This window comes from Variovorax sp. OAS795 (assembly GCF_040546685.1).
Lineage (GTDB): Bacteria > Pseudomonadota > Gammaproteobacteria > Burkholderiales > Burkholderiaceae_C > Variovorax.
Genome location: NZ_JBEPOH010000001.1, coordinates 2,396,968 through 2,418,878, shown reverse-complemented (window position 1 = coordinate 2,418,878; position 21,911 = coordinate 2,396,968). Strand labels below are relative to the sequence as shown.

Below are 21,911 nucleotides of genomic sequence, written 5' to 3'. Positions count from 1 at the left end.
GCCTACGGGGGGCCGAATCCGCCACCGCCGGGCGTCTGGATCTCGAAAACGTCGCCCGAGTGCATTTCGGCCTGGCCGATGTGGTCCAGCACCTCGACTGTTCCGTCCCCTCGAAACACTCGGTTTAATCCAGTTCTTCCCGTCTCTCCACCGCCTGCTCCGAAGGAGCCTTGCCTGCGTCCGTTTGACAAGATGCTTGCGGTCATCGGCTCCAAGAACTTGATTCGCCGCACGCCGCCGTTTCCACCGAACCAACGCCCTCTTCCACCCGAGTTCGCAAGGATTTCGAAGCTTTGCAAGCGCACGGGGAAGCGAAACTCTAGGATCTCTGGGTCGGTCAGGCGCGAGTTGGTCATATTGGATTGAACAACACTCGTTCCGTTGAAACCGTCCACCAGGACGCCATCCTTGTCCAGGATGCCGCCAGCGCCCGAGCCGCCGGCAATAGTCTCGTAGTACTGATAGGTGCTGTTGCCAAAGGTGAAGTTGTTCATCGTGCACTGGCTTCCCGCAGTCGTGCCCAACGCGCCATACAACGCATTTGTGATGCAGGTAGAGGTTTCGACGTTGCCAGCAACGACTGACGCCGGGTACACCGGGTTGAGCATGGATCCCTCTGGCACGATCACCTTCAACGGCTTCATGCAGCCGGCATTGAGAGGGATGTCGTCGCCGACGAGCGATCTGAACACATACAACACCGCTGCCATGCACACCGCACGCGGCGCGTTGAAGTTATTCGATTGCTGACCGGACGTGCCGGTGAAATCGATGACAGCATTTCGGGCTGCGATGTCGACGTCGATTCGTACCTGGATTTGCGCGCCGTTGTCCAGCGGGAGTGTGAACGTCCCACCCCTTAGCTTGCTGATGACACGTCGCACAGCTTCTTCGGCATTGTCCTGTACGTGACCCATATACGCCTCAACGACATTGAGCCCGAACTGATCGACCATCTTCTCTAGTTCGCGCATACCCTTCAGATTGGCGGCGATCTGGGCGTGGATGTCGGCAATATTCTGCTGTGGATTTCGGCTGGGATACTTGCCGCTCTTCAGCAAGTCGATGAGTTCGGCCTCACGGAACACGCCGCCCGAGACCAGTTTGAAGTTGTCGATGCGAACGCCTTCTTCGTCAATCGATTTCGAGAACGGGGGCATCGATCCTGGCGTCGTGCCGCCGATGTCGGCATGGTGACCACGGGATCCAACGAAAAATGAAGGCGCGGAGCGATCCTCATTCAGATATACGGGCGTGATGACCGTCACATCGGGAAGGTGCGTGCCGCCGTGATACGGATCGTTGAGGGCATAGACGTCGCCCGGCGCCATGTGCCCTCCATTCTTCCGGATGATTGTCTTGATGCTCTCGCCCATCGAGCCGAGATGAACCGGCATATGCGGCGCATTGGCGATGAGATTGCCCTGCGCGTCGAACAGCGCACACGAGAAGTCCAGTCGCTCCTTGATGTTGACGGAGTACGCTGTATTTTGCAGTTGGAGACCCATCTGCTCTGCGATGTTCATGAAGAGATTGTTGAAGACCTCCAGCAAGACCGGATCCACCCTGGTGCCCAGAGCGTACGTCACCTTTCTTGGTAGTCGCCGTTCCATCTCGATGTGATCGAGCGCGGTGATCCTTGCTTCCCATCCGGGCTCCACCACCGTCGTCGCGTTCTTCTCCGCAACTATGGCCGGTCCGCCAATCACATCGCCCGGCCGCATGTCCTCGCGCAGGATCAATGCTGCCTGGTGCCACTCACCGCTCGAGAAGACACGAATCGTATTCCTGCGAGGAGTATCTCTCACGGCGTTAAGCGGACGCGCCTCCTCATGGGCTTCATCACCTGTCACGACGGCTTCAACCGACACGGCTTCGACGATGAGACCCTTGCCTTCCATCAGAAACGAGAAACGCTGCCGATAGGCGTGTTCGAAAGCCGATCGGACCGCGGCGATACCGCCGGCCGGCACGACCAGTGCCGAGTCACTTCCTTCGTAGCGCACGTGGATGCGCGGGTGAAGAACCGTGGCGCCCCCGGGCACCTGTTGGCGCACGAGCTCCGAACGCGCAACCTCTGCGAGCGCATCCAATTTATCGTTGATCTCCGCCAGCGAAGATTCAGCAAGAGGCAATTCCACGGCTTGCTCGCGCATGACACTCTGGTCGGCCAGTCCCATTCCATAGGCCGAGAGTACGCCAGCCATCGGATGCACGAACACTTTGCTCATGCCCAGGGCGTCTGCCACGAGACACGCATGCTGCCCACCGGCACCGCCGAAGCACTGCAACGTATAGCGCGTCACATCGTAGCCGCGCGCCACCGAGATTTTCTTGATCGCGTTTGCCATCTGCTGCACGGCGATCTCGATGAATCCCTCGGCAACCGACTCAGGCGTACGGCCTGTTTGGGTGGCCAATGCTTCGAACCTGGACTTGACTGCATCCAGGCTCAAAGGCTCGTTGGCGTCTGGGCCAAAGAGCTTGGGAAAGTAGTCCGGCTGGATCTTCCCGAGCATGACGTTGGCATCGGTCACGGCAAGCGGACCTCCGCGGCGGTAGCTTGCCGGGCCCGGATTGGCTCCGGCGCTTTCCGGGCCGACACGGAATCGCGAACCGTCAAACTCGAGGATGGATCCGCCGCCGGCTGCCACGGTATGGATGCTCATCATCGGCGCTCGCATCCGGACGCCCGCGACCTGAGTCTCGAACTCGCGCTCGAACTCCCCGGCGTAATGTGAGACGTCGGTCGATGTGCCGCCCATGTCGAATCCAATCACCTTCTCATGGTCGGCCAGCGCGGCTGTACGCGCCATCCCAACGATTCCGCCGGCTGGGCCAGACAGAATGGCGTCCTTACCTTGGAATGAGCGAGCGTCGGTCAGGCCGCCCGAGGACTGCATGAAGAACAGTTTGACGCCTGGCATCTCACTAGCCACTTGGTCGACGTAGCGCCGCAGAATCGGGGAAAGATACGCGTCCACCACGGTGGTGTCACCGCGGCTCACGAACTTCATCATCGGACTGGTTTCGTGAGATGTGCTGATCTGCGTAAAGCCAGACGCCTCGGCCAGCCGCTTGGCCGCCATCTCGTGTGCGGTGAAACGGTAGCCATGCATGAAAACAATTGCGACGCTTCGCAGGCCCGCGGCATGTGCTTGCAGGAGCTCGGCACGTAAGGCGGCTTCATCCAATGCTTTGACTATCTCGCCGCGCGCGCCGACGCGCTCGTCGGCCTCGATGACGCGGCTGTACAGCAGCTCCGGCATGACGATGTGACGATCGAACAGGCGGGGGCGATTCTGGTACGCAATCCGCAGCGCATCTCGGAATCCTCGGGTGGTTACCAGCAGCGTTGGCTCACCCTTGCGCTCCAGCAATGCGTTCGTCGCCACCGTCGTGCCCATCTTCACGCACTCGACCTGGTCGGGGGTCACTGGCACGCCAGCTGTCAGGCCCAGCAGATGCCGGATCCCAGCCACCGCTGCATCACGGTACTGCTCAGGGTTCTCCGACAGCAACTTGTGTGTGACAAGCGAACCGTCCGGACGTTTGGCGACAATGTCTGTAAAGGTGCCTCCGCGGTCAATCCAGAACTGCCATTTTTTGGTCGAGGCTCCGCGTTGAAGATCATTTGTCGGTGTAGTCATCGTGGTCGATCGGAAATGGTGAGTTACTCGGTTCCGCAGATCTCGAGGATTGCGATCATGTAGATTCGGATCATGTCCAGGTAGTCGGCAATGTCGACACGTTCGTCGGGCATCGTGTTGTAGCGACCGCCGGGACCGCAAACCACGCCTTCCATTCCGGCTGCCGCATACAAATGACCCGCGTCCGTTCCGAAGAACCCAGCGGGCTTGATGGCGCCAGTCGGTTGTTCCGTGCCGCGCACTTTCCTGAATGCCGCGTTGACGACCTTGACGATGCGAGAGTTCTTGTCGACCTCGAAGGGCGGCATGGTCGGGCGCCCCGTGTGCTTCTCGGCGAAGACGGTGGCTTTCAGACCATGATGCTCTTGCTCGAGCGTGTCCAGCAATCGCCGCAGGTCGCCCAAAGCATCGGCTTCAGTCTGGCCCGGTGCGTAGCGACACACGCCACGCAAGCGAACAAAGTCCGACACCTGCGGCGGACGCCATCCGTGCAGGTCCCTGCCTAGTGCGCCATTGACGATGCCGACGTGGCCGCGGTTGATCGATCGATGCTCCTCGCTCTTTGCGTTGCTGAAGGTCATGGCATTGATTCGCGGGATCAATGCGCACGCTGCCGCAATGGCATCGACTGCTTCTTCGCGCTTGGACAGATGGCGAGTGACACCTGTCAACTCGATCGTGTACGACAGCGAGGCTGCGTGCATCGTTACCGCGGACAGGTCGGTCGGCTCGCTGTTGATGAAGTAGTCTGCACGTACGCCCTGCTGAATGGCCGCCAGTGTCCCGACGCCCCCCTGAAGCTCGCCGACCACGAAGGTGAGCACGACGTCGCCCTTGACCCTGACGCCGGCGTCGATCAATGTCTTCACCGCGCAGAAGTACGCAGCATCACCGGCCTTCATGTTCGACACACCGATGCCATAGATGAACTTGTCGTCCACCGTGCCGGCCCATGGGTCGACCGTCCACCCCTCCGAGACGGGGTTCGTGTCGAGATGGCCGTTGAACAGCAGGCTCTTTCCGCCGCCGGTGCCCTTCCAGGTGCCGATTGCGTTCACGCGGGTTTCGTTGACGGAGGTCAGAGCTGCCTCGAGGCCGAGGGAGCGCATCTGCTCGACCATGTATTGCGCCAGCACGCGCTCGTCATCGGTTTCTGGATAGCTCTTGTGCTGCACCATCCTGGCGAGAAACTCGAGGGCAGCGGACTCGTCAACATGGTCCAGCAACTGATCAACGTTCATGGGGCAACTTCCAATTCAGGAGCAAGGCTGGCGTAGTCGCCAACCGGAGTGGGTACGGCGTCGAGCAAGGAGCGCGTGTAGGCATGCCGCGATGGAGAATCCACCTCGGCGGATTCGAGGAGGTCGACCAGGTCGCCCCGGTACATGACGGCGATGCGATGGGCAATCTGGCGCACGAGGTTCAGGTCATGGGTGATGAACAGGTAGGCGGTGCCGAACTGCTTTTGCAACTCGATGAGAAGCTCAACCACCGACGCCTGCACGGAGACGTCGAGCGCCGAGGTAATCTCGTCGCAAATAACCAGTTTGGGACGTGACGCGAATGCGCGGGCAATTGCGACCCGTTGCTTCTCACCGCCCGAGAGCTGATGCGGGAAGCGGTTCATGTACTCACGCGGCAGGCGTACCTGTTCCAGGAGGTCGCCGATGATCTGTGTGTATTGGCCTGACGGCGTGTCGGTGTACAGCTTCAACGGTCGCGACAGGATGTCTCGCACGCGTTGGCGCGGATTGAGCGAGGCGTCGGGGTGCTGGAAGATCATCTGCACATCCCGCCGGTAGAGCTTCCCCATGTCCTTCGCGCCGTCAATCTGTTTGCCTGCGAAGAAGAGCTGGCCCTCGAAGGGACTGAGGCCGGTCAGGGCCTTGGCCAACGTCGACTTGCCGGAACCGGACTCACCCACCACGCCGAGAATCTCACCGGGCTTGACCGCAATGCTGATGGCACGGTTGCCGACGACGCTGGCTTTGCGCTTGCCGAGCAACCTGGCGAATGCCGAGACGCCGCCATAGGTCACGCTCAGCGCTTTGGCTTCGACCAACGCTTGGCCGCCGGTCTTTGGGGGGGGCGCCAACGAGGCGGTGATCGGGCCGAGGCACGGCGCCGATCAGCCGCTTCGTATAGGGATCGGCTGGATGGGTGAACACCTGTTCCACGTCGCCTTGCTCGACGATGACGCCTTTGTGGATCACTGCCACCCGGTCGGCCACCTGGGAGACCAGTGCAAGGTCGTGCGAGATGTACAGTGAGGCAACGTGCGTTTCGGCCTGGAGCTCGGCGAAAAGATCAAGGATCTGCCGTCCAGTGATGACATCCAACGCGGTGGTCGGCTCGTCGAAGATGATGCATTCCGGCCTGCACGCGAAGGCTGTGGCGATCACGACGCGCTGCTTTTCTCCACCGGACGCTTCGTGTGGGTAACGGCGCATCATCCCCGTCGGGTCCTTGAGGCCGACGCGGTGGAGCATGGCAATGCCCTCCACGGCTGCCTGCTTGCGGGTCAGGTTTCGATGCCGGACCAACACTTCCGTCAGCTGCTCCCCGAGCGACAGGGTTGGATTCAGAGAGGTACTCGGATCCTGGAACACCATGCTGATGCGGCGCCCTCGAATGGAATCGATTTGCTTCGGAGTGACCTTCAATAGGTCTTCGCCGACCAGCTTGATGCTCCCGCTTGTCTCGATGGCGTTACCCGCGAGGTAGCGCATGATCGACCAGGCGAGCGAAGTCTTCCCGGAGCCGGACTCGCCAACGAGGCCGAGCACTTCGCCGCGATCGATCGTTAGGTTGAGATTGGCCAGTGCATGGAAGCGACCGTTCGGTGTCGCATAGTCGAGCGAGTAGTCTTTGACTTCAAGGACGTGATCCATGATAGGCCTCAGGTTTTGGGGTTGAGGGCATCACGAAGACCGTCGCCCAGAAGGTTGAAGCCGATGGCGACCATCGCCACGGCGGCGCTCGGCCAGAGGATCATCCAAGGGCTCAAGTGCATGAACTTGCGAGCCTCGGCGGCCATCAGGCCCCACTCGGACGCGGGAGGTTGTGCGCCTAAGCCGAGGAAGCTCAGCGTCGCGAAAAGCATGACCGCGAAGGCCACGCGGATCGTCATCTCGACAACGACGGGCGCCACCACGTTCGGCAGCATCTCACGCAGGACGACGTACAGACTTGATTCGCCGCGTGCGATTGCGGCACTGACGAAGTCCTGCTTGCGGATCGCCAGCGCCACGGAGCGGGTGATGCGGGTCATGCTCGGCACGAACGCGATGGCAATGGCCAGCACCGCGTTGATCTCGCCCTTGCCCATCAGGTTGACGATGAGCAGCGCGAACAGCAGGCTCGGGATGGCCATGACAGCGTCGATCGTACGCATCACGATCTCGTCGAATCGACCGCCGAGGAAGGCGCACAAGGTCCCGATGAAGGCGCCGATCAAGCTGCCGATGGCAGTGGCCATGAACGCCAGAACGACCGTGGCGCGAGCGCCGTAGAGAATTCGGCTCAGCAAATCCCGTCCGTACTGGTCGGTGCCTAGCCAGTTTGCCGCGCTGGGTCCCTTGTAGCGCGACAGCGGTGCCATGTCGTCGGGACTGTGAGGCGCCAGATAAGGGCCGAACAGCACCATCACCATGACGAGCCCGATGATCAGCATCCCAAGCTTGCCTTGCGGCGAGCGCATGAGGCGCGCGAAGAAATGGTTGGATCCGAGCTTTCCCGCCGAAGAAGACGCGACGCTGGGCTTTTCGCTCTGGAGCGGTGTGGCAATATCACTCATACTGAATCCTCTTGTCGAGCGCCGCGTAGGCCATATCAGCGACGAAGTTCACGACGCAATAGGTCGCGGCCATGATGAGGGCACCGGCCTGGATGGCGGGCAGATCACGGTTCTGGATGGCAACGATCAGTTGGCGTCCGATGCCTGGGAGTGCAAAGATTTCTTCAACGACGATGACCCCACCCAGGAGGTAGCCCACGTCAAGGGCAACGATCGTGATTGTGGGTAGAAGCGAGTTGCGCAAGCCGTGCTTGAAGAGGACCGCATGTTTCGACAGGCCCTTGAGACGGGCCGACCGGATGTAGTCCATGTGCAGCACATCAACCAGCTCGGAGCGGACCATCCGCGACACGTGCGCAATCAAGATGACCGAGACCGTGATCACAGGCAGCGCCAGATGCCGAAGTCCGCCGGAAAAGCTCTCCGAAAGCGGGATGTAGCCGGTCGCGGGAAGGATCTGCCAGAAGTCGGCAAAGACCAGCACCAGCAGCGTCGCCGTCACGAACTCTGGAAGCGACACGCCGACGTACGACACGACGCTCACAAGTACGTCGGCAATCTTGCCGCGGCGCACGGCCGCGATGATGCCCAGCGGGACGGCGATCATCAGCATGAAGCTGATCGACAGGAAGGCCAGGGTCAGCGAACGACCCAATGCCTCCATCATCACCGGAGCGACGGCTTGCCCGGTGCGCATCGACTCGCCGAAGTCACCGCGGATCGCTCCGGTGAACCAGTGCAGGTATTGCTGCCAAAGCGGGGCATCGAGACCCAACTGATCTCGCAACGCCTGCAGCGCATCGGGTGTGGCGTTTTCACCCAGCATCATCACCGCAGGATCGGCGGGCAATACCTGGGTAATGACGAAGACAAGGATCGACACGACGAGGAGCGTGTAGACGCTCAGTCCGATCCGTTTGAGGAAGTAGCTTAGCGACATGGTTGCTCCAAGCGAGGGCGTGCTTTAGGCGCGCTTCGGGGCGCCGTCACCCAGCGAAACGTAGTCGAGACGGTAGACCAGGCCACGCGGGTTGACCTGGTAGCCCTCGACATAGCTGCGCTTGGCGCGAAGCAGATCGAAGTACACCGGAATGATGGAAGGCACTTCGTCCGTCATGAGTCTTTGCGCTTCGGCGTACAACTCGGTGCGCTTCTTCGTGTCCGCCGTCGCGCGTGCGTCGGCCACCAGCTTGTCGAAGATCGCGTTGTTCCAGTGCGTCTCGTTCCAGGAAGCGTTCGACGTGTACAACAGAGAGAAGATCGAATCGACGGTCGGCTGCATGTTGTAGAAGCCGACGTAGAAGTTGCCTTTCTTCCAGACCTGTTCCAGATAAGTGGCATGCGGCATCGTCTGCACATTGATGTTGAAGCCAGCAGGCTTGGCCATTTCTCGAAGGGCAACGGCCATTTGCGTGCGGATCGACGGATTGTCGGATGCGATCAGTGTGACGGTGAGGCCCTTGTCGTGGCCCGCTTCGGCCAGCAGCTTCTTCGCCTGCGCAATGTCCCGCTTGCGCGGCGGCATTTCCTTGTAGAAGGAGTAGGACGGACTGACGGGGTTGTCGTTCGCAACGGTGCCGTAGCCTTCGGCGACGAAGTCCACCATTGCGGGGCGGTCGACGGTCAATGCGAGCGCCTTGCGGACCCGCACGTCGTTGAATGGTTTCTGGTTGCACCCGAGATTGATGTTGCAGAACACGCCCGACGGCAGCTTCAGGGCGTTCACACCAGATGCAGCCTTTAAACGCGCGAACTCAGCGGGCTGCACCAGCGCCATCAGATCGGTATCGCCAGCGATCAGTGCGGAACCCTCGGCTGTCGCGTCTGGATATACCCGGACTTCAATGCGATCGAGGTAGGGGCGCGCCTTGTCGTAGTAAGCCTCGTTGCGCGCGACAACAACTATGCGCTCCGGCTCGAAGGTCACGAGCTTGAAGGGCCCTGTGCCGATGGCTTCGCGATTGAGTCTGTCCAAGCCTTTCTGCAGCACGGACGCCGGAACGATCTTGGCGCTCGGGAATGCCAGAGCGACGGGCAGATCCGCGTAGGGCGACGACAGGACGAACACCACGGTGCCCTTGTCAGGAGCGCTCACGCTCGCGATCGGGCCGATGTTCTGGCGACCCGGCGAGGCCGTCTTTGCATCCAGGATGGCCTGAAAGCTCGCGACAACGTCCGCGGACGTGCAAGCCGAGCCGTCATGAAACACGAGGCCGGAGCGCAGCTTGAAGGTCCATTGAGTGAGATCGGGAGAACTGGTCCAGGACTGGGCGAGATCGGCCTCGGGGGCCATCGTCGGGCCAATCCGGGTGAGCCCGGAGTACAGGAGTTCGGCAACCAGGTATTCCGGCGTCACGCGCGCCACCAAGGGGTTCAGCTTGTTGACAGCCTGGTTGATGCTGACGCGCAGCGTGCCGCCGCGCTTTTGCGGGCCGGCAGCAAAGGCCGATGACATGGGAAGAGACAGCGCAGCCAACGAGGCGGCGGCCCCGAAGAAATCGCGACGGTTCGCAGCAACAAGGGTGTTCATGTGGAATCGCTGAGTGGGTAGTTGCCCTCGGGAAGCGGAGTGCAAATGCGCTGGCAAACGGAGGTATCCGTCTGGCCATGTGCATTACTATAAAGTTTATTGTTTTTTGAAATAGAGGGGAAACAGCGTCTTGACAGATTGACTTATTTCACGTATCCAACGAGATGCACTCCCGTCTTGGACGGCGCACTGCGACCACGTGGGCGACTAGGCGATGGAATCGCGTCGGTTCTTGACGAAGCGTGGCCACGCCGCCACCCCACGGGGCACTACGTGTTGCTGCGACGAGGGCCGCGAGATTGACGGGGTCAATCACCGCCTGCGCAATGTGTACCTACTGCTCCGGAGTCGGCCGCCGAGCGGGACGCAACCAATACATTGAGCATGACGTTCACGCTTTACGCGCGCTCACCGGCCCGCAACGAACCTTTCTGAGTAGAAAAAGAAGTTGCCTCACTATCGCCAGTCGACGCCACAGCGCCTAGGACCAATGAGCAGCCTGGAGGACCTCGAGCAGTACGCGTCGCACTTCTGCGATGGCTGCATCGCGCAGTGCATCGGTTCGCCACCCGACTTCCACCGCGTAGCGCGGCATAGTCAACGGACAGGCAAACATCTGCAGTCCCGTTCGCGCCGCGATCGCCGAGGCGGCATGTTTGGGAATCGTCGCGATGGCGTCGCTGCCAAACAGAAGGTGAGGAAGCGCGGCGAAGTGCGTCGTCGAGGCGACCACGCGGCGCGGTCGCCCGATGGCCGCAAGCACCTCGTCCACCACGCCGATGAAGCCGCCGGAGGAAATGAGCAAGTGGTCTCTGCGGACGTACTCCGGCAAGGTCAATCCTCGTGTGGACGGTGCATACGCAGGATCCATAAGGCACGCGTAGCGGCCCTGGCCAATCGCCTCGTGGCCAAGCAGAGGAGAGGATAGGCCGCCCGACACCACAGCGACATCGGCGAGCCGCGCTTGCAGCATGTTGCCCACCACCAGGCTGTGCGTCTGGCGGAACGCCAACCGCAATCCGGGTGCTCGGGCCGCCACCGCATCGATGAACAGCCGTCCGAACGCAACCTCGAAGTCGTCTGACAAGCCGACAACGATCGAGCGGCCGTGGAAGTCATTGCCACCGCTGCGGCTCATGGACAAGCTCTGGCGACACTTGTTGAGCCCCTCGCTGATCAGAGGTTTGAGTTCTTGCGCCCTTAGCGTCGGCACCAGGCCGCGGCCGGTGCGAGTAAAGAGTTGATCGCCATAGGTCTTGCGCAGCCTTGCAAGGGCCGCGCTCACAGCCGATTGAGTCAGCCCCAATCTCACCCCCGCTCGCGTAGCGCCGCCCTCTTCGTACAGGGCTTCGAAGACCTTCAGAATGTTCAGATCAACAGCGCTGATATCAATCATGGTCATATCAATCACAAGCAGAACGGTGTTGATTGATTTTGCCGTGGATTCAATACTCGCAATATTCCTTCACACATTCCATCTCCCATGGCCAAAACCAAAGTAGCCGCGCTTCAAGTCGGCGCTCTTCTCACTGGAAAAAAAACTACTCTGGACCTCGTGCTGGGCTTCGAGGAAGGGATTATTGAATCGGGCGCGTCCGTGGTGGTGATGCCGGAAGCACTGCTGGGGGGCTATCCGAAGGGCGAGATCTTCGGCACGCGCCTGGGGTATCGGCTTCCGGAGGGGCGTGAGGCCTATGGACGCTACTACAACAATGCCATCGACGTTCCCGGGCCGGAAACAGATGCGCTCGCGGACCTCTCGCGCCGGGCAAAGGCTAGTCTGGTGGTCGGCGTGATCGAGCGCGGCGGCAATACCCTCTACTGCTCCGCCCTGTTCTTCGAGCCTGATGGCGGGCTGATGGCTAAGCATCGCAAGTTGATGCCGACCGGCACCGAACGCCTGATCTGGGGCCAAGGCGACGGTTCAACGCTTCCGATCGTTGATTCAGCCGCAGGTCGCCTGGGTGCTGCCATCTGCTGGGAAAACCACATGCCACTGCTGCGGACGGCAATGTATGCGAAGGGGGTGCAGATCTGGTGTGCACCGACGGTGGACGAGCGCGATATCTGGCAATGTTCCATGCGCCACATCGCGCACGAGGGACGCTCCTTCGTGATCAGTGCGTGTCAAGTGCAACAGTCGCCGTCCCAACTTGGAATCGAGGTGCCGAATTGGGAGCCATCCCGCCCCCTGATCCGCGGAGGCAGCCTGATCGTCGGACCGTACGGCGATGTGTTGGCTGGTCCCCTCTTCAACGAGGTCGGGCTGGTCGTAGCCGAGATCGACACCGAGGAACTAGTGCGCGCGCGATACGACTTCGACGTGGTGGGGCACTACGCACGACCGGACGTTTTCACATTGAGCGTGGACACGAGGCAGAAGCGCCCGGTCGAATTCAACTGAGCCTGAGGCAATGAGCGCACAGTTGCCGATGTTGATCGTCCAGATGGGACGCCCGCCGCACGACGTGAGTGAAGCGCTGGGCGAACAACCGGACTGGTTCCTCGCCGCGCTCGCTCCCGCGAACCTCGACCTGCTGGTGGTGCGCCCGCACATGGGCGAGCCGTTGCCGCAACCGGGCAGCTTTGCTGGCGCGGTCGTTACTGGCTCATGGCACATGGTGACCGATCTCCATGACTGGAGTGAACGCACGGCCGAGTGGATCCGCCAGCTGGTTGCTGCGGATGTGCCGCTGCTCGGCGTCTGCTACGGACACCAACTCATGTCCCACGCCCTTGGCGGAGTTGTGGGCTACCACCCGGGAGGTCGGGAACTGGGCCTCCAGACAATTCGAGTGCTGCAGGAGGGTATCAACGACCCTCTCTTGGCAAGCATCCCCGGCGAGTTTCCGGCACTACTGACGCATGCGCAGACGGTGCTGGTCAAGCCACCCGGCGCAGTGGTCCTGGGTGCCTCGGAACATGATGAGCACCAGATTCTTCGCTACGGCCCAAATGCCTTTTCAATTCAGTTTCATCCGGAGTTCACGCCGGCGATCATGTCGTTGTGCATCCAGCGGCGCAAAACCATTTTTGAACAAGAAGGCGCAGACGTCGAACAGTTGCTCTTCAAGCTTGCGCCTACGCCCGATGCACATGCGATTCTCGTGAAGTTCGCCATAACAGCCGCACAGGTCTCGACTGACTCGCGGTAACTTTGGCGACCTCGGCGACCTCCAGCGGACGGGATTACAGAGGTGTGCTCGCACCTTCCCGCAGAGATCGAACGAGCTGCAGGCTACGTGGCGATCCGCGCGTTGAACCCTATGCGGTGGCGGCAATTACAAAGGACCCACGCCGGTTCGTCGGTGAGCGCCGTGTGCGACTTCGACTCCACAATTCCGCACAAGCTCGACATCGAGCAGTCAGTGCAAATCGAAGGCATTTCGCAATTTGCAAGCGCGCAGAAACCTTTGCACGCCATAGTCAGTTAGGAAGATTTGCCAACGCGGTTCGTTTTTTCACTGGCGATGGCGTGAACAAGCCGAAGTAAAGACGGCTGCAGAATCCGAACCTCGAAATCGCGACGCGGGATCGCGAGTTGCGCCATGATAAGTCCGCTAACACAGTTCAACACGAAAGCATAATCCAAGTCTGGATCGCTGGATCCAAGTTTCAAAAAGCTATCCCGCATCAGGCGGGAGTGGATCTTTCCCCATTTCACTAGTACGCTACCCAACTCGAGGTCACGTGACCCAGCGAGCGTAAGTTCGGTGATCGCCATGCCCATTGCATGGTCATTGACCATATATTTGATGTTGTGCTCCGCAAGCACCGTCGCGAACTGATCGGCATCATCTGCGCACTTCACAAGTTTAGGTGTGACGAGAGTAATGTTGTTTGCAATTCGACGGCAAACATCCTCAGCGAGTGCGCACATCAGAGCACTTCGGGAGCCGAAGTAATAGTTGACCGAGCCATGACTTGCATTGGCTTCGACTGAAACCGCTCGCAAGGTTACAGCGTGATGCCCGTCGCGAACCAACACACGAAGCGCCGCTGCGATCAAGTCTTTGTGACGCTGAGATCCACGCGCGCTCAGTGGCAAATCTGGTTCAGCAAAGGCACTCACAGAAGGCTCTTAAAAGTCGTTTGGACCAATCAGCTTAGCAGAAGAAAACGCAGGTCCTGACTGCGCGGTAAGGATGGTGCGTGCGCACCGTACCTGTCCATACCCGCGCTCGCGCTTCGCATTGCCTCCTTGAGATCACTCCATAGACGCCATCGCGACAGCGCTCGGGTAAGTACTAGTTCCGTCCGATCCCGCGGCAGCTAGATTACCCAGACCGAAACTTATCCACTTGGAGTACTTTCTTGATGACATCAACGAGCTTCACGCGGCGGCACTTTGCCCGCATCGCGACCTGGGCAGTGGCTGGGTTAGGTCTTTCAAGACACGCACTTGCGCAAAACCAGCGGCCTGCGCTGAAAGGCCAAGTGGTGAAAATCGCGGTGATCGAACCCTTGTCCGGGCTGATGGGCTCCGTCGGCACAAGCCTGCTGAAGTCGTATCAGTACCTAGCGGAACAATTCAGCGCCTCCAATCCCGCGGGCGTGAAATTCGAGATTGTTGGCTTCGATAACAAGTTGAGTCCAACCGAAACTCTCGGAGCGCTTAAGAGTGCGATGGACCAAGATATTCGATTCATTGCGCAAGGCACCGGTTCAGCGCCGGCGCTGGCGTTAATCAACGCGATCGAGAAGCACAATCAGCGCAATCCAGGCAAAGAGGTCATTTACCTGAATCATGCCGCGACCGACCCCGAATTGACCGGCAGCAACTGCAGCTATTGGCATTTTCGCTTTGAGGCTGACACCGCCATGAAAATGGAGGCGTTGACGAGCTTCATCAAAGACCGGCCATCGGTCAAGAAGGTCTACCTGATCAACCAGAATTATTCCTCTGGCATTCAGATTGCAGAGGCCGCCAAGGCGGGTTTGCGAGCGAAGCGGCCCGATGTCGAAATTGTTGGCGACGACCGTCATCCGCTTGCGCAGATACGCGATTTTTCACCCTACATGACAAAAGTTCGCGCTTCCGGGGCGGACACGATCATTACAGGAAGCTGGGGAACAGACCTTTCACTGCTGATCAAGGCCGCAGAAGAAAGTGGCTGGAAAGGCACTTTCTACACCTACTACGCCGTAGTCGCAGGCACCCCAACAGCCCTGCGCCAAGTTGATGACAATCGCGTTTTTCAGGTCGCCTACAGCCACTACAACATGGGCGGTCAAATGAACGTCTGGATGAAAGAATTCCAAAAACGATTCAACGAGGATTTCTACACGCACGGTGTTGCGCTGGTCTTCGAGTTGTTGAGCAAATCAATCCAGCAGGCGCAATCTGCGGAAGTGCTTCGCGTCGCAGAGCAAATGGAAGGCGCCAAATTCAAGGGCTTCAACGGCATGGTCGAAATGAGAAAGTCGGACCATCAACTCCAGCAGCCGTTGTTTGTAACCGTCTGGACAAGCGTCAGCGCTCAAGTTCCCTACAGCGCCGAAGGCACCGGGAAGACATTCGCTCCCGTTCGCGAGTTCACCGCTGACGAGGTTTCACGACCTTCAACCTGTCGAATGGCTCGCCCCTGAGCGACCTTCAACATCGTCAAGTCAAAAAATTTTACCCTGAACTACTCCACTTGGAGCACAAGTGCGAAACCATGAATCACTATTCCAACACGCTTTTTGATCTTGAAGGTTCCACCGCTCTCATTACGGGCGGGTCACGAGGCATCGGACTTCAAATTGCCGAAGCGCTCGGGAGTGCCGGTGCGCGGCTCATGCTGACCGCCAGAAAGGAGGCCGAACTCGAGGCTGCAGCCGCCCATCTGCGAAAGCGTGGCATCGAGGCTTCCTGGATCGCGGCTGATTCGAGCGACCCGTCCGAAGTTCAGCGCGTTTGCAGCAGGACTTTCGACACGCTCGGTCATTTGGACATCTTGGTCAACAACGCGGGGACTTCCTGGGGTGCCTCGGCTGAGACCCACACGCTTCAGGCATGGGACCGCGTCATGAACCTCAATATCAGAAGTCTTTTTCTGTTTAGCCAACAGGCTGCCGTGGGAAGCATGATCCCGCGCAAGCGCGGTCGCATCATCAACATCGCCTCAATTGCTGGGCTCGGCGGGAATCCGGCGCCGATGGAATGCGTCGCCTACAACACCAGCAAAGGAGCCGTCATCACGTTCACCCGTGCACTTGCTGCCGAATGGGGCAAGCATGGAATCAACGTCAATGCGATCTCTCCCGGGCTGTTCCCAAGCAAGATGGCCGATGGGGTGATTGCAGCGTTCGGTGAGGAAAGAATCATCAGCACCACGCCTCTTGGACGTCTGGGCGACCCAGACGACCTCAAAGGCGCTGCTCTTTTGCTGGCTTCTGCAGCCGGAAAACACATGACCGGCCATGCCATTGTCGTCGATGGCGGCACCAGTGCGGTGATCGGCGCGTGAATGCAGAAATCCCTATTCGCCCACGAACGAAAGATTACCCATGACGTTTGATTACGAACCATCCCAGTTGACGCAGCGTGATGAACTGCTCTACGCATGCCAAGAGTTGACCCCCATCCTACAGGCGGCAAACGACACCGTAGAAAAAGAACGACATCTGCCGAACGAACTTGCCGAAAGACTGGCTCAGGCCGGCCTCTATCGAATGTTCGTTCCACGCGCGCTCGGCGGTCTGGAGGCGGACGTGCATACATTTGTGGCCGTCGTAGAAAAGCTGGCGCAAGCCAATGCTGCGGCGGCATGGTGCACGTTTATCTCGAACACGTCGACCATCATCGGGGGCTATCTCCCCAGTCCCGAAGCGAAATTACTCTTCGAGAATCCGAACATCAAAATGGCCGGCGTATTTGCGCCGCGCGGGACTGCGGTCCGCACGGTCGTCGACGGGGTACCCGGCTTCCTGGTGAATGGCAGTTGGATGTGGGGCTCCGCCTCGTACAACGCTGATTTCATCACCGGTGGGTGCATGATTTTGGGCGAGGATGGAAAGCCAGAAAAATTGGCGGACGGAACACTTGAAAATCGTTCCATGGTTTTTCGGGCGGAGCAAGTATCGATAGCCGACACGTGGCACACGCTCGGTTTGCGCGGAACAGGGAGCAATGAATACAGCGTCAAAGATGCGTTCGTCCCTGCCGGCCTGTCGGCATCCATCCTGACCGACGTGCCGATCCCAGGTGCGTTGTTCAAGTTTCCGGTGTTTTGCATTCTGGGCGTCGGCATTGCGGCGGTGGCGCTCGGCATTGCGCGTCTGGCCATCGACAGCCTGATTGAGCTCGCAACAAAAAAGACGCCCCAAGGCAGCGCCCGTCTTCTGGCAGAGCGCGCCTCAACTCAGCAGCATGTCGCTAGGGCGGAAGCCCAGCTTCGCTCCGCACGAGCTTTCTTGATTGACGCAGTTGACCGTGCATGGTCGGCGTCCACCGACTCGGGGGAGATTTCTGTAGCGCTACGCCGAGATCTTCGCCTGGCGACGACCCACGCAAGCGAAGAGGCGGTCCAAGTCGTCACCCGGGTGTATTCCTGTGCGGGCGGCAGCGCGATCTTTGACGACTCTCAACTACAGCGCTGCCTGCGCGATGTCTTGACCGCGTCCCAGCACATGATGGTCAGCGAGTCCACGTATGAACTCACGGGCCGGCTGTATCTCGGCCTTCCGACGAACGCCGCAATGCTCTGAGGACGCAAATGACAATGCCTGAAGACTGGCTCAGCCGGTTGAAACTGCCACTCCTGATCGCACCGATGTTTCTGGTGTCGACCGTCGAACTGGTAGTGGCTGCATGCCGCAAAGGTGCGATTGGGACCGTTCCGGCGGCGAATGCCAGGACCGTTGAAATCTTGGACGAGTGGTTTCATCGGATTTCAACTCAGCTGGGACCGGCCGATGCGCCGTGGGGCGTGAACCTCCTGGTCCATAAAAGCTATCAGCGGCTCGATCAAGACCTTGAGGTAGTGGCGCGCTATCGGCCACCCCTCATTATTACGGCCCTCGGAAGTCCGAAAGAGGTCATCGAATGCGTGCATTCGTATGGCGGACGGGTGTTTGCCGATGTGAACTCTGTTCAACATGCCCGAAAAGCCGTCTCGCTGGGAGTCGACGGACTTGTCCTGGTCGCTGCCGGCGCGGGGGGACACACCGGGATGATGAGCGCCTTTGCAATGGTTCCCGCCATTCGAGAGTTTTTCAGCGGGACGCTCGTCTTGGGCGGGGGAATCATCAATGGGTCAGGTATTCGGGCTGCCGAAACGCTCGGCGCGGACCTCGCGTCCATGGGTACGGCGTTCATCGCTTGCCCCGAATCCATGGCCAGCGACTCGTACCGTCAGATGCTGCTGGACTCAGACATCGACGATCTGATCCTGACCAAGGCTGTTTCTGGCGTGCCGGCGTATTGGTTGCGCAAGAGTCTGGCCGCGGTCGGCATCAATGCAGACGAACTCGCCTCTGCCGAGCCGGTGCACAACGCGGATATCGAGCGTTGGACGAAGGTGTGGTCAGCCGGCCATGGCGTGGGATCGCTCAATGCGATTGAGCCGACCGCCGGTTTGGTGGACAGGCTGATCCGCGAGTACTGGTCCGCCGTTAAAAGCGGACCCCAACTGCAGTGTTTCGAGGCCGCATGATGACCAATTCCTCGCCACGCATCCTTGGCATTGGGGGTGGAACAAGACCTGGTTCAAGTGCCGAGCGCTATCTGCAGCTTGCACTGAGCGCCGCTGAAAAGGCGGGGGCAACCACAACCTTTCTCGGTGCCCATTCGCTTCGTCTACCGCTTTATGAACCTAGCGCGGCCGCCGACGGCGCAGCACAGCAGCTCGTTGAAGAATTACGCAGAGCAGACGGCATCATCATCGCATCGCCTGGCTACCACGGCACCGTGTCAGGGTTCATGAAGAACGCGCTTGATTACGCCGAGGAAACAAGAAGCGATAAGCGCCCCTATTTCAGCGAACGAGCAGTCGGGTGCATGGCCGTCGCGGGGGGATGGCAGGCAGCCGTCGGAACGATGGCTTCCTTGAGGGAGATCGTGCATGCCCTGAGAGGGTGGCCCACCCCAATGGGCGTCGCCATCAACATCTCCGAAGCCCCGCTCGATTCCGCAGGCACATGTCAATCGACTTCCGTTGTGCAGCAGATTCAGCTCATGGCCAGCCAAGTCGTTGAATTCGCGAATCTTTCGACCCATCGGCAACTTTAAACATTCGAACCCTGGAGATATCCCATGACCGACCTTTCGCAACTTTCCAACAAGCAGTTCGTTCTCAGGCAGCGTCCCAGTGGGCTGCCCAAAGAAAGCGACTGGCAGCAGGTAAAAACGGCAATCAAGGCGCCAGAGAAAGGAAAGGTGCTTGTGGCGGTCACCTTTATTTCTGTGGACCCCGCCATGCGGTCGTGGATGAATGAAGGCAAGTCCTACATGGAGGCCATCGCTATCGGTGATGTCATGCGGGCCGCCGGGGCAGGTCTGGTCCTGCAGTCCGAGGATGCGAGATTCACTGTCGGTGACGCGGTGCTAGGTGCTTTCGGTGTCCAAGAGTTCGCGACCATGGACGCCAACGATCTCACGAAGATCGATATTTCAAATGTGCCAGCAACGGCTTACATGGGCGCCCTCGGCACGCCTGGTTTTACGGCGTACTTCGGTCTTCTTGAAATAGGAAAACTCAAATTCGGCGACACGGTCCTGGTATCTGGCGCCGCAGGCGCCGTGGGTTCGGTGGTCGGCCAGATCGCCAAGATCAAGGGATGTCGCGTCGTCGGTATTGCGGGCGGGGCAGAGAAATGCGCTCACCTTGTGAACAACCTGGGGTTTGATGCTGCCGTTGACTACAAACAGCCTGACGCACGCACTCAGTTGTCAAAAGCATGCCCGGAAGGGGTCGACGTCTACTTCGACAACGTCGGCGGCGAAGTACTTGATCTGGCTCTCGGTCGCATTCGCCGCGGTGCGCGTATTGTGGTTTGCGGCGCCGTCTCGCAGTACAACAATGTAGCCCGTGGCAGTGGGCCAAAGAACTACATGTCTTTGCTCATGAACAGAGCCACGATGGAGGGATTCGTCATCTTCGATTATGAAAAGCGTTATCCCGAGGCACTGCATGCGTTGCGAGGTTGGCTGGCCGCCGGCTGGATCAAGTCTTACGAAGATGTGCTCGAGGGTATCGATACCTTCCCCACTGCCCTCCAGCGCATGTTTGAGGGTGGAAACACCGGAAAAATGCTCATCAAGCTCCCGGCGACCGCTGGCCTTGCGGCAACTGCGAAGTAGCGGGGGCGACTCATGAACAATCGCCCGTGGCTGGAGTGGTATCCGCCTCATGTTCCTCACGCCATCGAGCCCTTGAAGGAGTACCAGACCCTTGGCGACTTCTTCAGTGGTTTGTTTTATCGATTCAGCGACCGCATTGCCATTCGTCACGAAAGCAGTGAACTCAGCTATTCAAATCTGGATTCATTGAGCCTGGGAATTGCAGCGTATCTGCAAACGCTGGGACTCGAATCGGGGACAAAAGTAGCCGTCGCTCTTCCCAATTCACCTCAGTACGTGATAGCGGCGATCGGTGTGATTCGAGCGGGGATGGTATTGGTCAACGTCAATCCCGCCTACACCGCTCGGGAGTTCCTGCTGCAAGTCTCGGACGCTCAAGCCGAGGCGGCCATACTGCTCGACAGTCAGTTCGATGCAGTGAGGGACGGCCTCCCCCAGACCCAGGTTGACCACTTGATTCTGTGCAACCTGCGCGTTGCCTTGGAACCCACACGAGAAAGCCTTCGCGCAGACCTTGCCGGCGTCAAATCAGTCATCGATATGCCTCAAGCACTCTCGCAGGGGATGTCCGCGACGTACTCAGTACCCAAGCTGGACAAGAATGACACCGTGGTTCTGCAATATACCGGCGGGACCACGGGGGTTTCCAAGGGAGCAATGCTCTCGCATGAAGGTCTACTGGCCAACACAGCTCAGAACTCCGCCTGGTTCCAGCCCGCATTGGCGGACATACCAGTCCCCGTGTTCGCATGTGCATTGCCGCTATATCACATCGTTTCCTTCATAACACTTCTGGCGAGCATCAAACTGGGGGGGACAATGCTCCTGATTACCGATCCTCGTGATTCGGCAAAGATGCTGGCGAAATTGCGTGAAGCGCCATTTCACATGCTGCCCGGCATCAACACGCTGTTCAGCAACTTGATGAATGATCCTGAGTTCGACACAGTCGATTGGCGACATCTCAAGGTGACAACAGCTGGCGGAATGGCCACGCAGCGTCCCATCGCCGCCCGATGGCTCGAAAGAACGGGTTGTTCCATCAGCGAGGGATACGGGCTTTCCGAGACATCCGGAACGGTGAGCTGCAACCCGCCTCACGGCGATATCCGCCAAGGAACCGTCGGGCCGCCGGCCCCGTCAACTGAAGTACTGATCGTTGACGAAAAATTCGAGACCCTGCCGCTGGGAGAGATTGGACAAATTGCAGTCCGAGGCCCGCAGCTCTTCAAAGGCTACTGGCAGCGCGACGCAGAAACTGCTCGGTTCATGACGAAGGACGGTTTTTTCCTGACAGGCGATCTCGGCTGCATTGATGAACACGGCTATCTGTGCATTTCTGGTCGAGAGAAGGAAATGATGCTCGTGAGCGGTTTCAACGTCTATCCCAGCGAGATCGAAGCCGTGGCCATTGAAATGGACCAGGTGCTCGAGTGCGCGGCTGTCGGCGTTCCTGATGAGCTCACGGGAGAAGCCGTGAAGCTGGTTGTGGTGCCTCGCAGTGATGCCCTCACTGAAGAGGCGATAAGGCAACACATGAAGGCCAACCTCACCGCGTATAAGCGGCCGAAGATTATCGAATTTCGGACGAAGCTTCCTCGGTCGGCCGTCGGGAAACTGCTGCGCGCTTCGCTGGGTGCCGCGCTGTGA

At 59.4% G+C, this 21,911-nt stretch carries 18 protein-coding genes; 9 read left to right on the top strand and 9 right to left on the bottom strand.

What is annotated here, in order from left to right:
- Nucleotides 1-2: 2 nt before the first annotated feature.
- From ABID97_RS11690 to ABID97_RS11655, 8 genes are all read right to left on the bottom strand, one after another.
- Nucleotides 3-3,650, bottom strand: coding sequence for a hydantoinase B/oxoprolinase family protein (locus ABID97_RS11690; RefSeq protein WP_354398641.1), 3,648 nt, complete (start codon nucleotides 3,648-3,650; stop codon nucleotides 3-5).
- A 23-nt stretch (nucleotides 3,651-3,673) separates the two neighbouring features.
- Entirely contained in the window at nucleotides 3,674-4,891 is a 1,218-nt protein-coding gene (locus ABID97_RS11685; RefSeq protein ID WP_354398640.1) for a M20 family metallopeptidase, read from the bottom strand.
- Nucleotides 4,888-5,688 (bottom strand): ABC transporter ATP-binding protein, encoded by an 801-nt coding sequence (locus ABID97_RS11680; RefSeq protein WP_354398639.1) that lies wholly within the window; start codon nucleotides 5,686-5,688, stop codon nucleotides 4,888-4,890. The genes ABID97_RS11685 and ABID97_RS11680 overlap by 4 nt, the downstream gene beginning before the upstream one ends.
- Nucleotides 5,588-6,541: an ABC transporter ATP-binding protein gene (locus tag ABID97_RS11675; protein WP_354398638.1), complete on the bottom strand. Its 954-nt coding sequence runs from the start codon at nucleotides 6,539-6,541 to the stop codon at nucleotides 5,588-5,590. Before ABID97_RS11675 ends, ABID97_RS11680 begins: the two co-directional genes overlap by 101 nt.
- A gap of 8 nt (nucleotides 6,542-6,549) precedes the next feature.
- Nucleotides 6,550-7,446 (bottom strand): ABC transporter permease, encoded by an 897-nt coding sequence (locus ABID97_RS11670; protein WP_354398637.1) that lies wholly within the window; start codon nucleotides 7,444-7,446, stop codon nucleotides 6,550-6,552.
- Nucleotides 7,439-8,386 carry an ABC transporter permease gene (locus tag ABID97_RS11665; RefSeq protein WP_093012329.1) on the bottom strand — a complete coding sequence of 316 codons (948 nt, stop codon included), beginning with the start codon at nucleotides 8,384-8,386 and terminating at the stop codon, nucleotides 7,439-7,441. Before ABID97_RS11665 ends, ABID97_RS11670 begins: the two co-directional genes overlap by 8 nt.
- Before the next feature lie 24 nt (nucleotides 8,387-8,410).
- Nucleotides 8,411-9,976, bottom strand: a complete 1,566-nt coding sequence (locus tag ABID97_RS11660; protein ID WP_354398636.1) for an ABC transporter substrate-binding protein — start codon at nucleotides 9,974-9,976, stop codon at nucleotides 8,411-8,413.
- A gap of 481 nt (nucleotides 9,977-10,457) precedes the next feature.
- On the bottom strand, nucleotides 10,458-11,378 hold the full coding sequence (locus ABID97_RS11655; RefSeq protein WP_354398635.1) for a LysR family transcriptional regulator: 921 nt from the start codon (nucleotides 11,376-11,378) through the stop codon (nucleotides 10,458-10,460).
- A gap of 81 nt (nucleotides 11,379-11,459) precedes the next feature.
- Between ABID97_RS11655 and ABID97_RS11650 the strand changes: the two genes are divergently transcribed.
- Both ABID97_RS11650 and ABID97_RS11645 read left to right on the top strand, forming a co-directional pair.
- A complete protein-coding gene (locus tag ABID97_RS11650; protein ID WP_354398634.1) occupies nucleotides 11,460-12,380 on the top strand; it encodes a carbon-nitrogen hydrolase family protein in 921 nt (306 codons plus the stop codon).
- A gap of 10 nt (nucleotides 12,381-12,390) precedes the next feature.
- A complete protein-coding gene (locus ABID97_RS11645; RefSeq protein WP_354398633.1) occupies nucleotides 12,391-13,131 on the top strand; it encodes a glutamine amidotransferase in 741 nt (246 codons plus the stop codon).
- A 275-nt stretch (nucleotides 13,132-13,406) separates the two neighbouring features.
- Here ABID97_RS11645 and ABID97_RS11640 read toward each other — a convergent pair whose 3' ends face one another.
- Nucleotides 13,407-14,048 carry a TetR/AcrR family transcriptional regulator gene (locus ABID97_RS11640; RefSeq protein ID WP_354398632.1) on the bottom strand — a complete coding sequence of 214 codons (642 nt, stop codon included), beginning with the start codon at nucleotides 14,046-14,048 and terminating at the stop codon, nucleotides 13,407-13,409.
- A 245-nt stretch (nucleotides 14,049-14,293) separates the two neighbouring features.
- Between ABID97_RS11640 and ABID97_RS11635 the strand changes: the two genes are divergently transcribed.
- The 7 genes from ABID97_RS11635 to ABID97_RS11605 all read left to right on the top strand — a co-directional run bounded on the left by ABID97_RS11635 (nucleotide 14,294) and on the right by ABID97_RS11605 (nucleotide 21,911).
- The gene (locus ABID97_RS11635; protein ID WP_354401738.1) at nucleotides 14,294-15,565 is read left to right on the top strand and encodes a branched-chain amino acid ABC transporter substrate-binding protein; all 1,272 of its coding nucleotides are present in this window, start codon (nucleotides 14,294-14,296) and stop codon (nucleotides 15,563-15,565) included.
- A 71-nt stretch (nucleotides 15,566-15,636) separates the two neighbouring features.
- Nucleotides 15,637-16,428 carry an SDR family oxidoreductase gene (locus ABID97_RS11630; RefSeq protein WP_354398631.1) on the top strand — a complete coding sequence of 264 codons (792 nt, stop codon included), beginning with the start codon at nucleotides 15,637-15,639 and terminating at the stop codon, nucleotides 16,426-16,428.
- Between the two features lie 40 nt (nucleotides 16,429-16,468).
- Nucleotides 16,469-17,668, top strand: a complete 1,200-nt coding sequence (locus ABID97_RS11625) for an acyl-CoA dehydrogenase family protein (protein ID WP_354398630.1) — start codon at nucleotides 16,469-16,471, stop codon at nucleotides 17,666-17,668.
- A 14-nt stretch (nucleotides 17,669-17,682) separates the two neighbouring features.
- Nucleotides 17,683-18,615, top strand: a complete 933-nt coding sequence (locus ABID97_RS11620; protein ID WP_354398629.1) for an NAD(P)H-dependent flavin oxidoreductase — start codon at nucleotides 17,683-17,685, stop codon at nucleotides 18,613-18,615.
- Nucleotides 18,612-19,190: an NADPH-dependent FMN reductase gene (locus tag ABID97_RS11615; RefSeq protein WP_354398628.1), complete on the top strand. Its 579-nt coding sequence runs from the start codon at nucleotides 18,612-18,614 to the stop codon at nucleotides 19,188-19,190. Before ABID97_RS11620 ends, ABID97_RS11615 begins: the two co-directional genes overlap by 4 nt.
- Before the next feature lie 24 nt (nucleotides 19,191-19,214).
- Nucleotides 19,215-20,261, top strand: coding sequence for an NADP-dependent oxidoreductase (locus ABID97_RS11610; protein ID WP_354398627.1), 1,047 nt, complete (start codon nucleotides 19,215-19,217; stop codon nucleotides 20,259-20,261).
- Between the two features lie 12 nt (nucleotides 20,262-20,273).
- Nucleotides 20,274-21,911: an AMP-binding protein gene (locus ABID97_RS11605; RefSeq protein ID WP_354398626.1), complete on the top strand. Its 1,638-nt coding sequence runs from the start codon at nucleotides 20,274-20,276 to the stop codon at nucleotides 21,909-21,911.

What these genes read in the sequence shown, in the direction of transcription:
- ABID97_RS11670 (WP_354398637.1), bottom strand. Translation starts at nt 7,446, where the DNA reads ATGAGTGATATTGCCACACCGCTCCAGAGCGAAAAGCCCAGCGTCGCG.
- ABID97_RS11620 (WP_354398629.1), top strand. Translation starts at nt 17,683, where the DNA reads ATGCCTGAAGACTGGCTCAGCCGGTTGAAACTGCCACTCCTGATCGCA.
- ABID97_RS11660 (WP_354398636.1), bottom strand. Translation starts at nt 9,976, where the DNA reads ATGAACACCCTTGTTGCTGCGAACCGTCGCGATTTCTTCGGGGCCGCC.
- ABID97_RS11610 (WP_354398627.1), top strand. Translation starts at nt 19,215, where the DNA reads ATGACCGACCTTTCGCAACTTTCCAACAAGCAGTTCGTTCTCAGGCAG.
- ABID97_RS11635 (WP_354401738.1), top strand. Translation starts at nt 14,294, where the DNA reads ATGACATCAACGAGCTTCACGCGGCGGCACTTTGCCCGCATCGCGACC.
- ABID97_RS11675 (WP_354398638.1), bottom strand. Translation starts at nt 6,541, where the DNA reads ATGGATCACGTCCTTGAAGTCAAAGACTACTCGCTCGACTATGCGACA.
- ABID97_RS11645 (WP_354398633.1), top strand. Translation starts at nt 12,391, where the DNA reads ATGAGCGCACAGTTGCCGATGTTGATCGTCCAGATGGGACGCCCGCCG.
- ABID97_RS11630 (WP_354398631.1), top strand. Translation starts at nt 15,637, where the DNA reads ATGAATCACTATTCCAACACGCTTTTTGATCTTGAAGGTTCCACCGCT.
- ABID97_RS11690 (WP_354398641.1), bottom strand. Translation starts at nt 3,650, where the DNA reads ATGACTACACCGACAAATGATCTTCAACGCGGAGCCTCGACCAAAAAA.
- ABID97_RS11665 (WP_093012329.1), bottom strand. Translation starts at nt 8,386, where the DNA reads ATGTCGCTAAGCTACTTCCTCAAACGGATCGGACTGAGCGTCTACACG.
- ABID97_RS11615 (WP_354398628.1), top strand. Translation starts at nt 18,612, where the DNA reads ATGATGACCAATTCCTCGCCACGCATCCTTGGCATTGGGGGTGGAACA.
- ABID97_RS11605 (WP_354398626.1), top strand. Translation starts at nt 20,274, where the DNA reads ATGAACAATCGCCCGTGGCTGGAGTGGTATCCGCCTCATGTTCCTCAC.
- ABID97_RS11655 (WP_354398635.1), bottom strand. Translation starts at nt 11,378, where the DNA reads ATGACCATGATTGATATCAGCGCTGTTGATCTGAACATTCTGAAGGTC.
- ABID97_RS11685 (WP_354398640.1), bottom strand. Translation starts at nt 4,891, where the DNA reads ATGAACGTTGATCAGTTGCTGGACCATGTTGACGAGTCCGCTGCCCTC.
- ABID97_RS11650 (WP_354398634.1), top strand. Translation starts at nt 11,460, where the DNA reads ATGGCCAAAACCAAAGTAGCCGCGCTTCAAGTCGGCGCTCTTCTCACT.
- ABID97_RS11625 (WP_354398630.1), top strand. Translation starts at nt 16,469, where the DNA reads ATGACGTTTGATTACGAACCATCCCAGTTGACGCAGCGTGATGAACTG.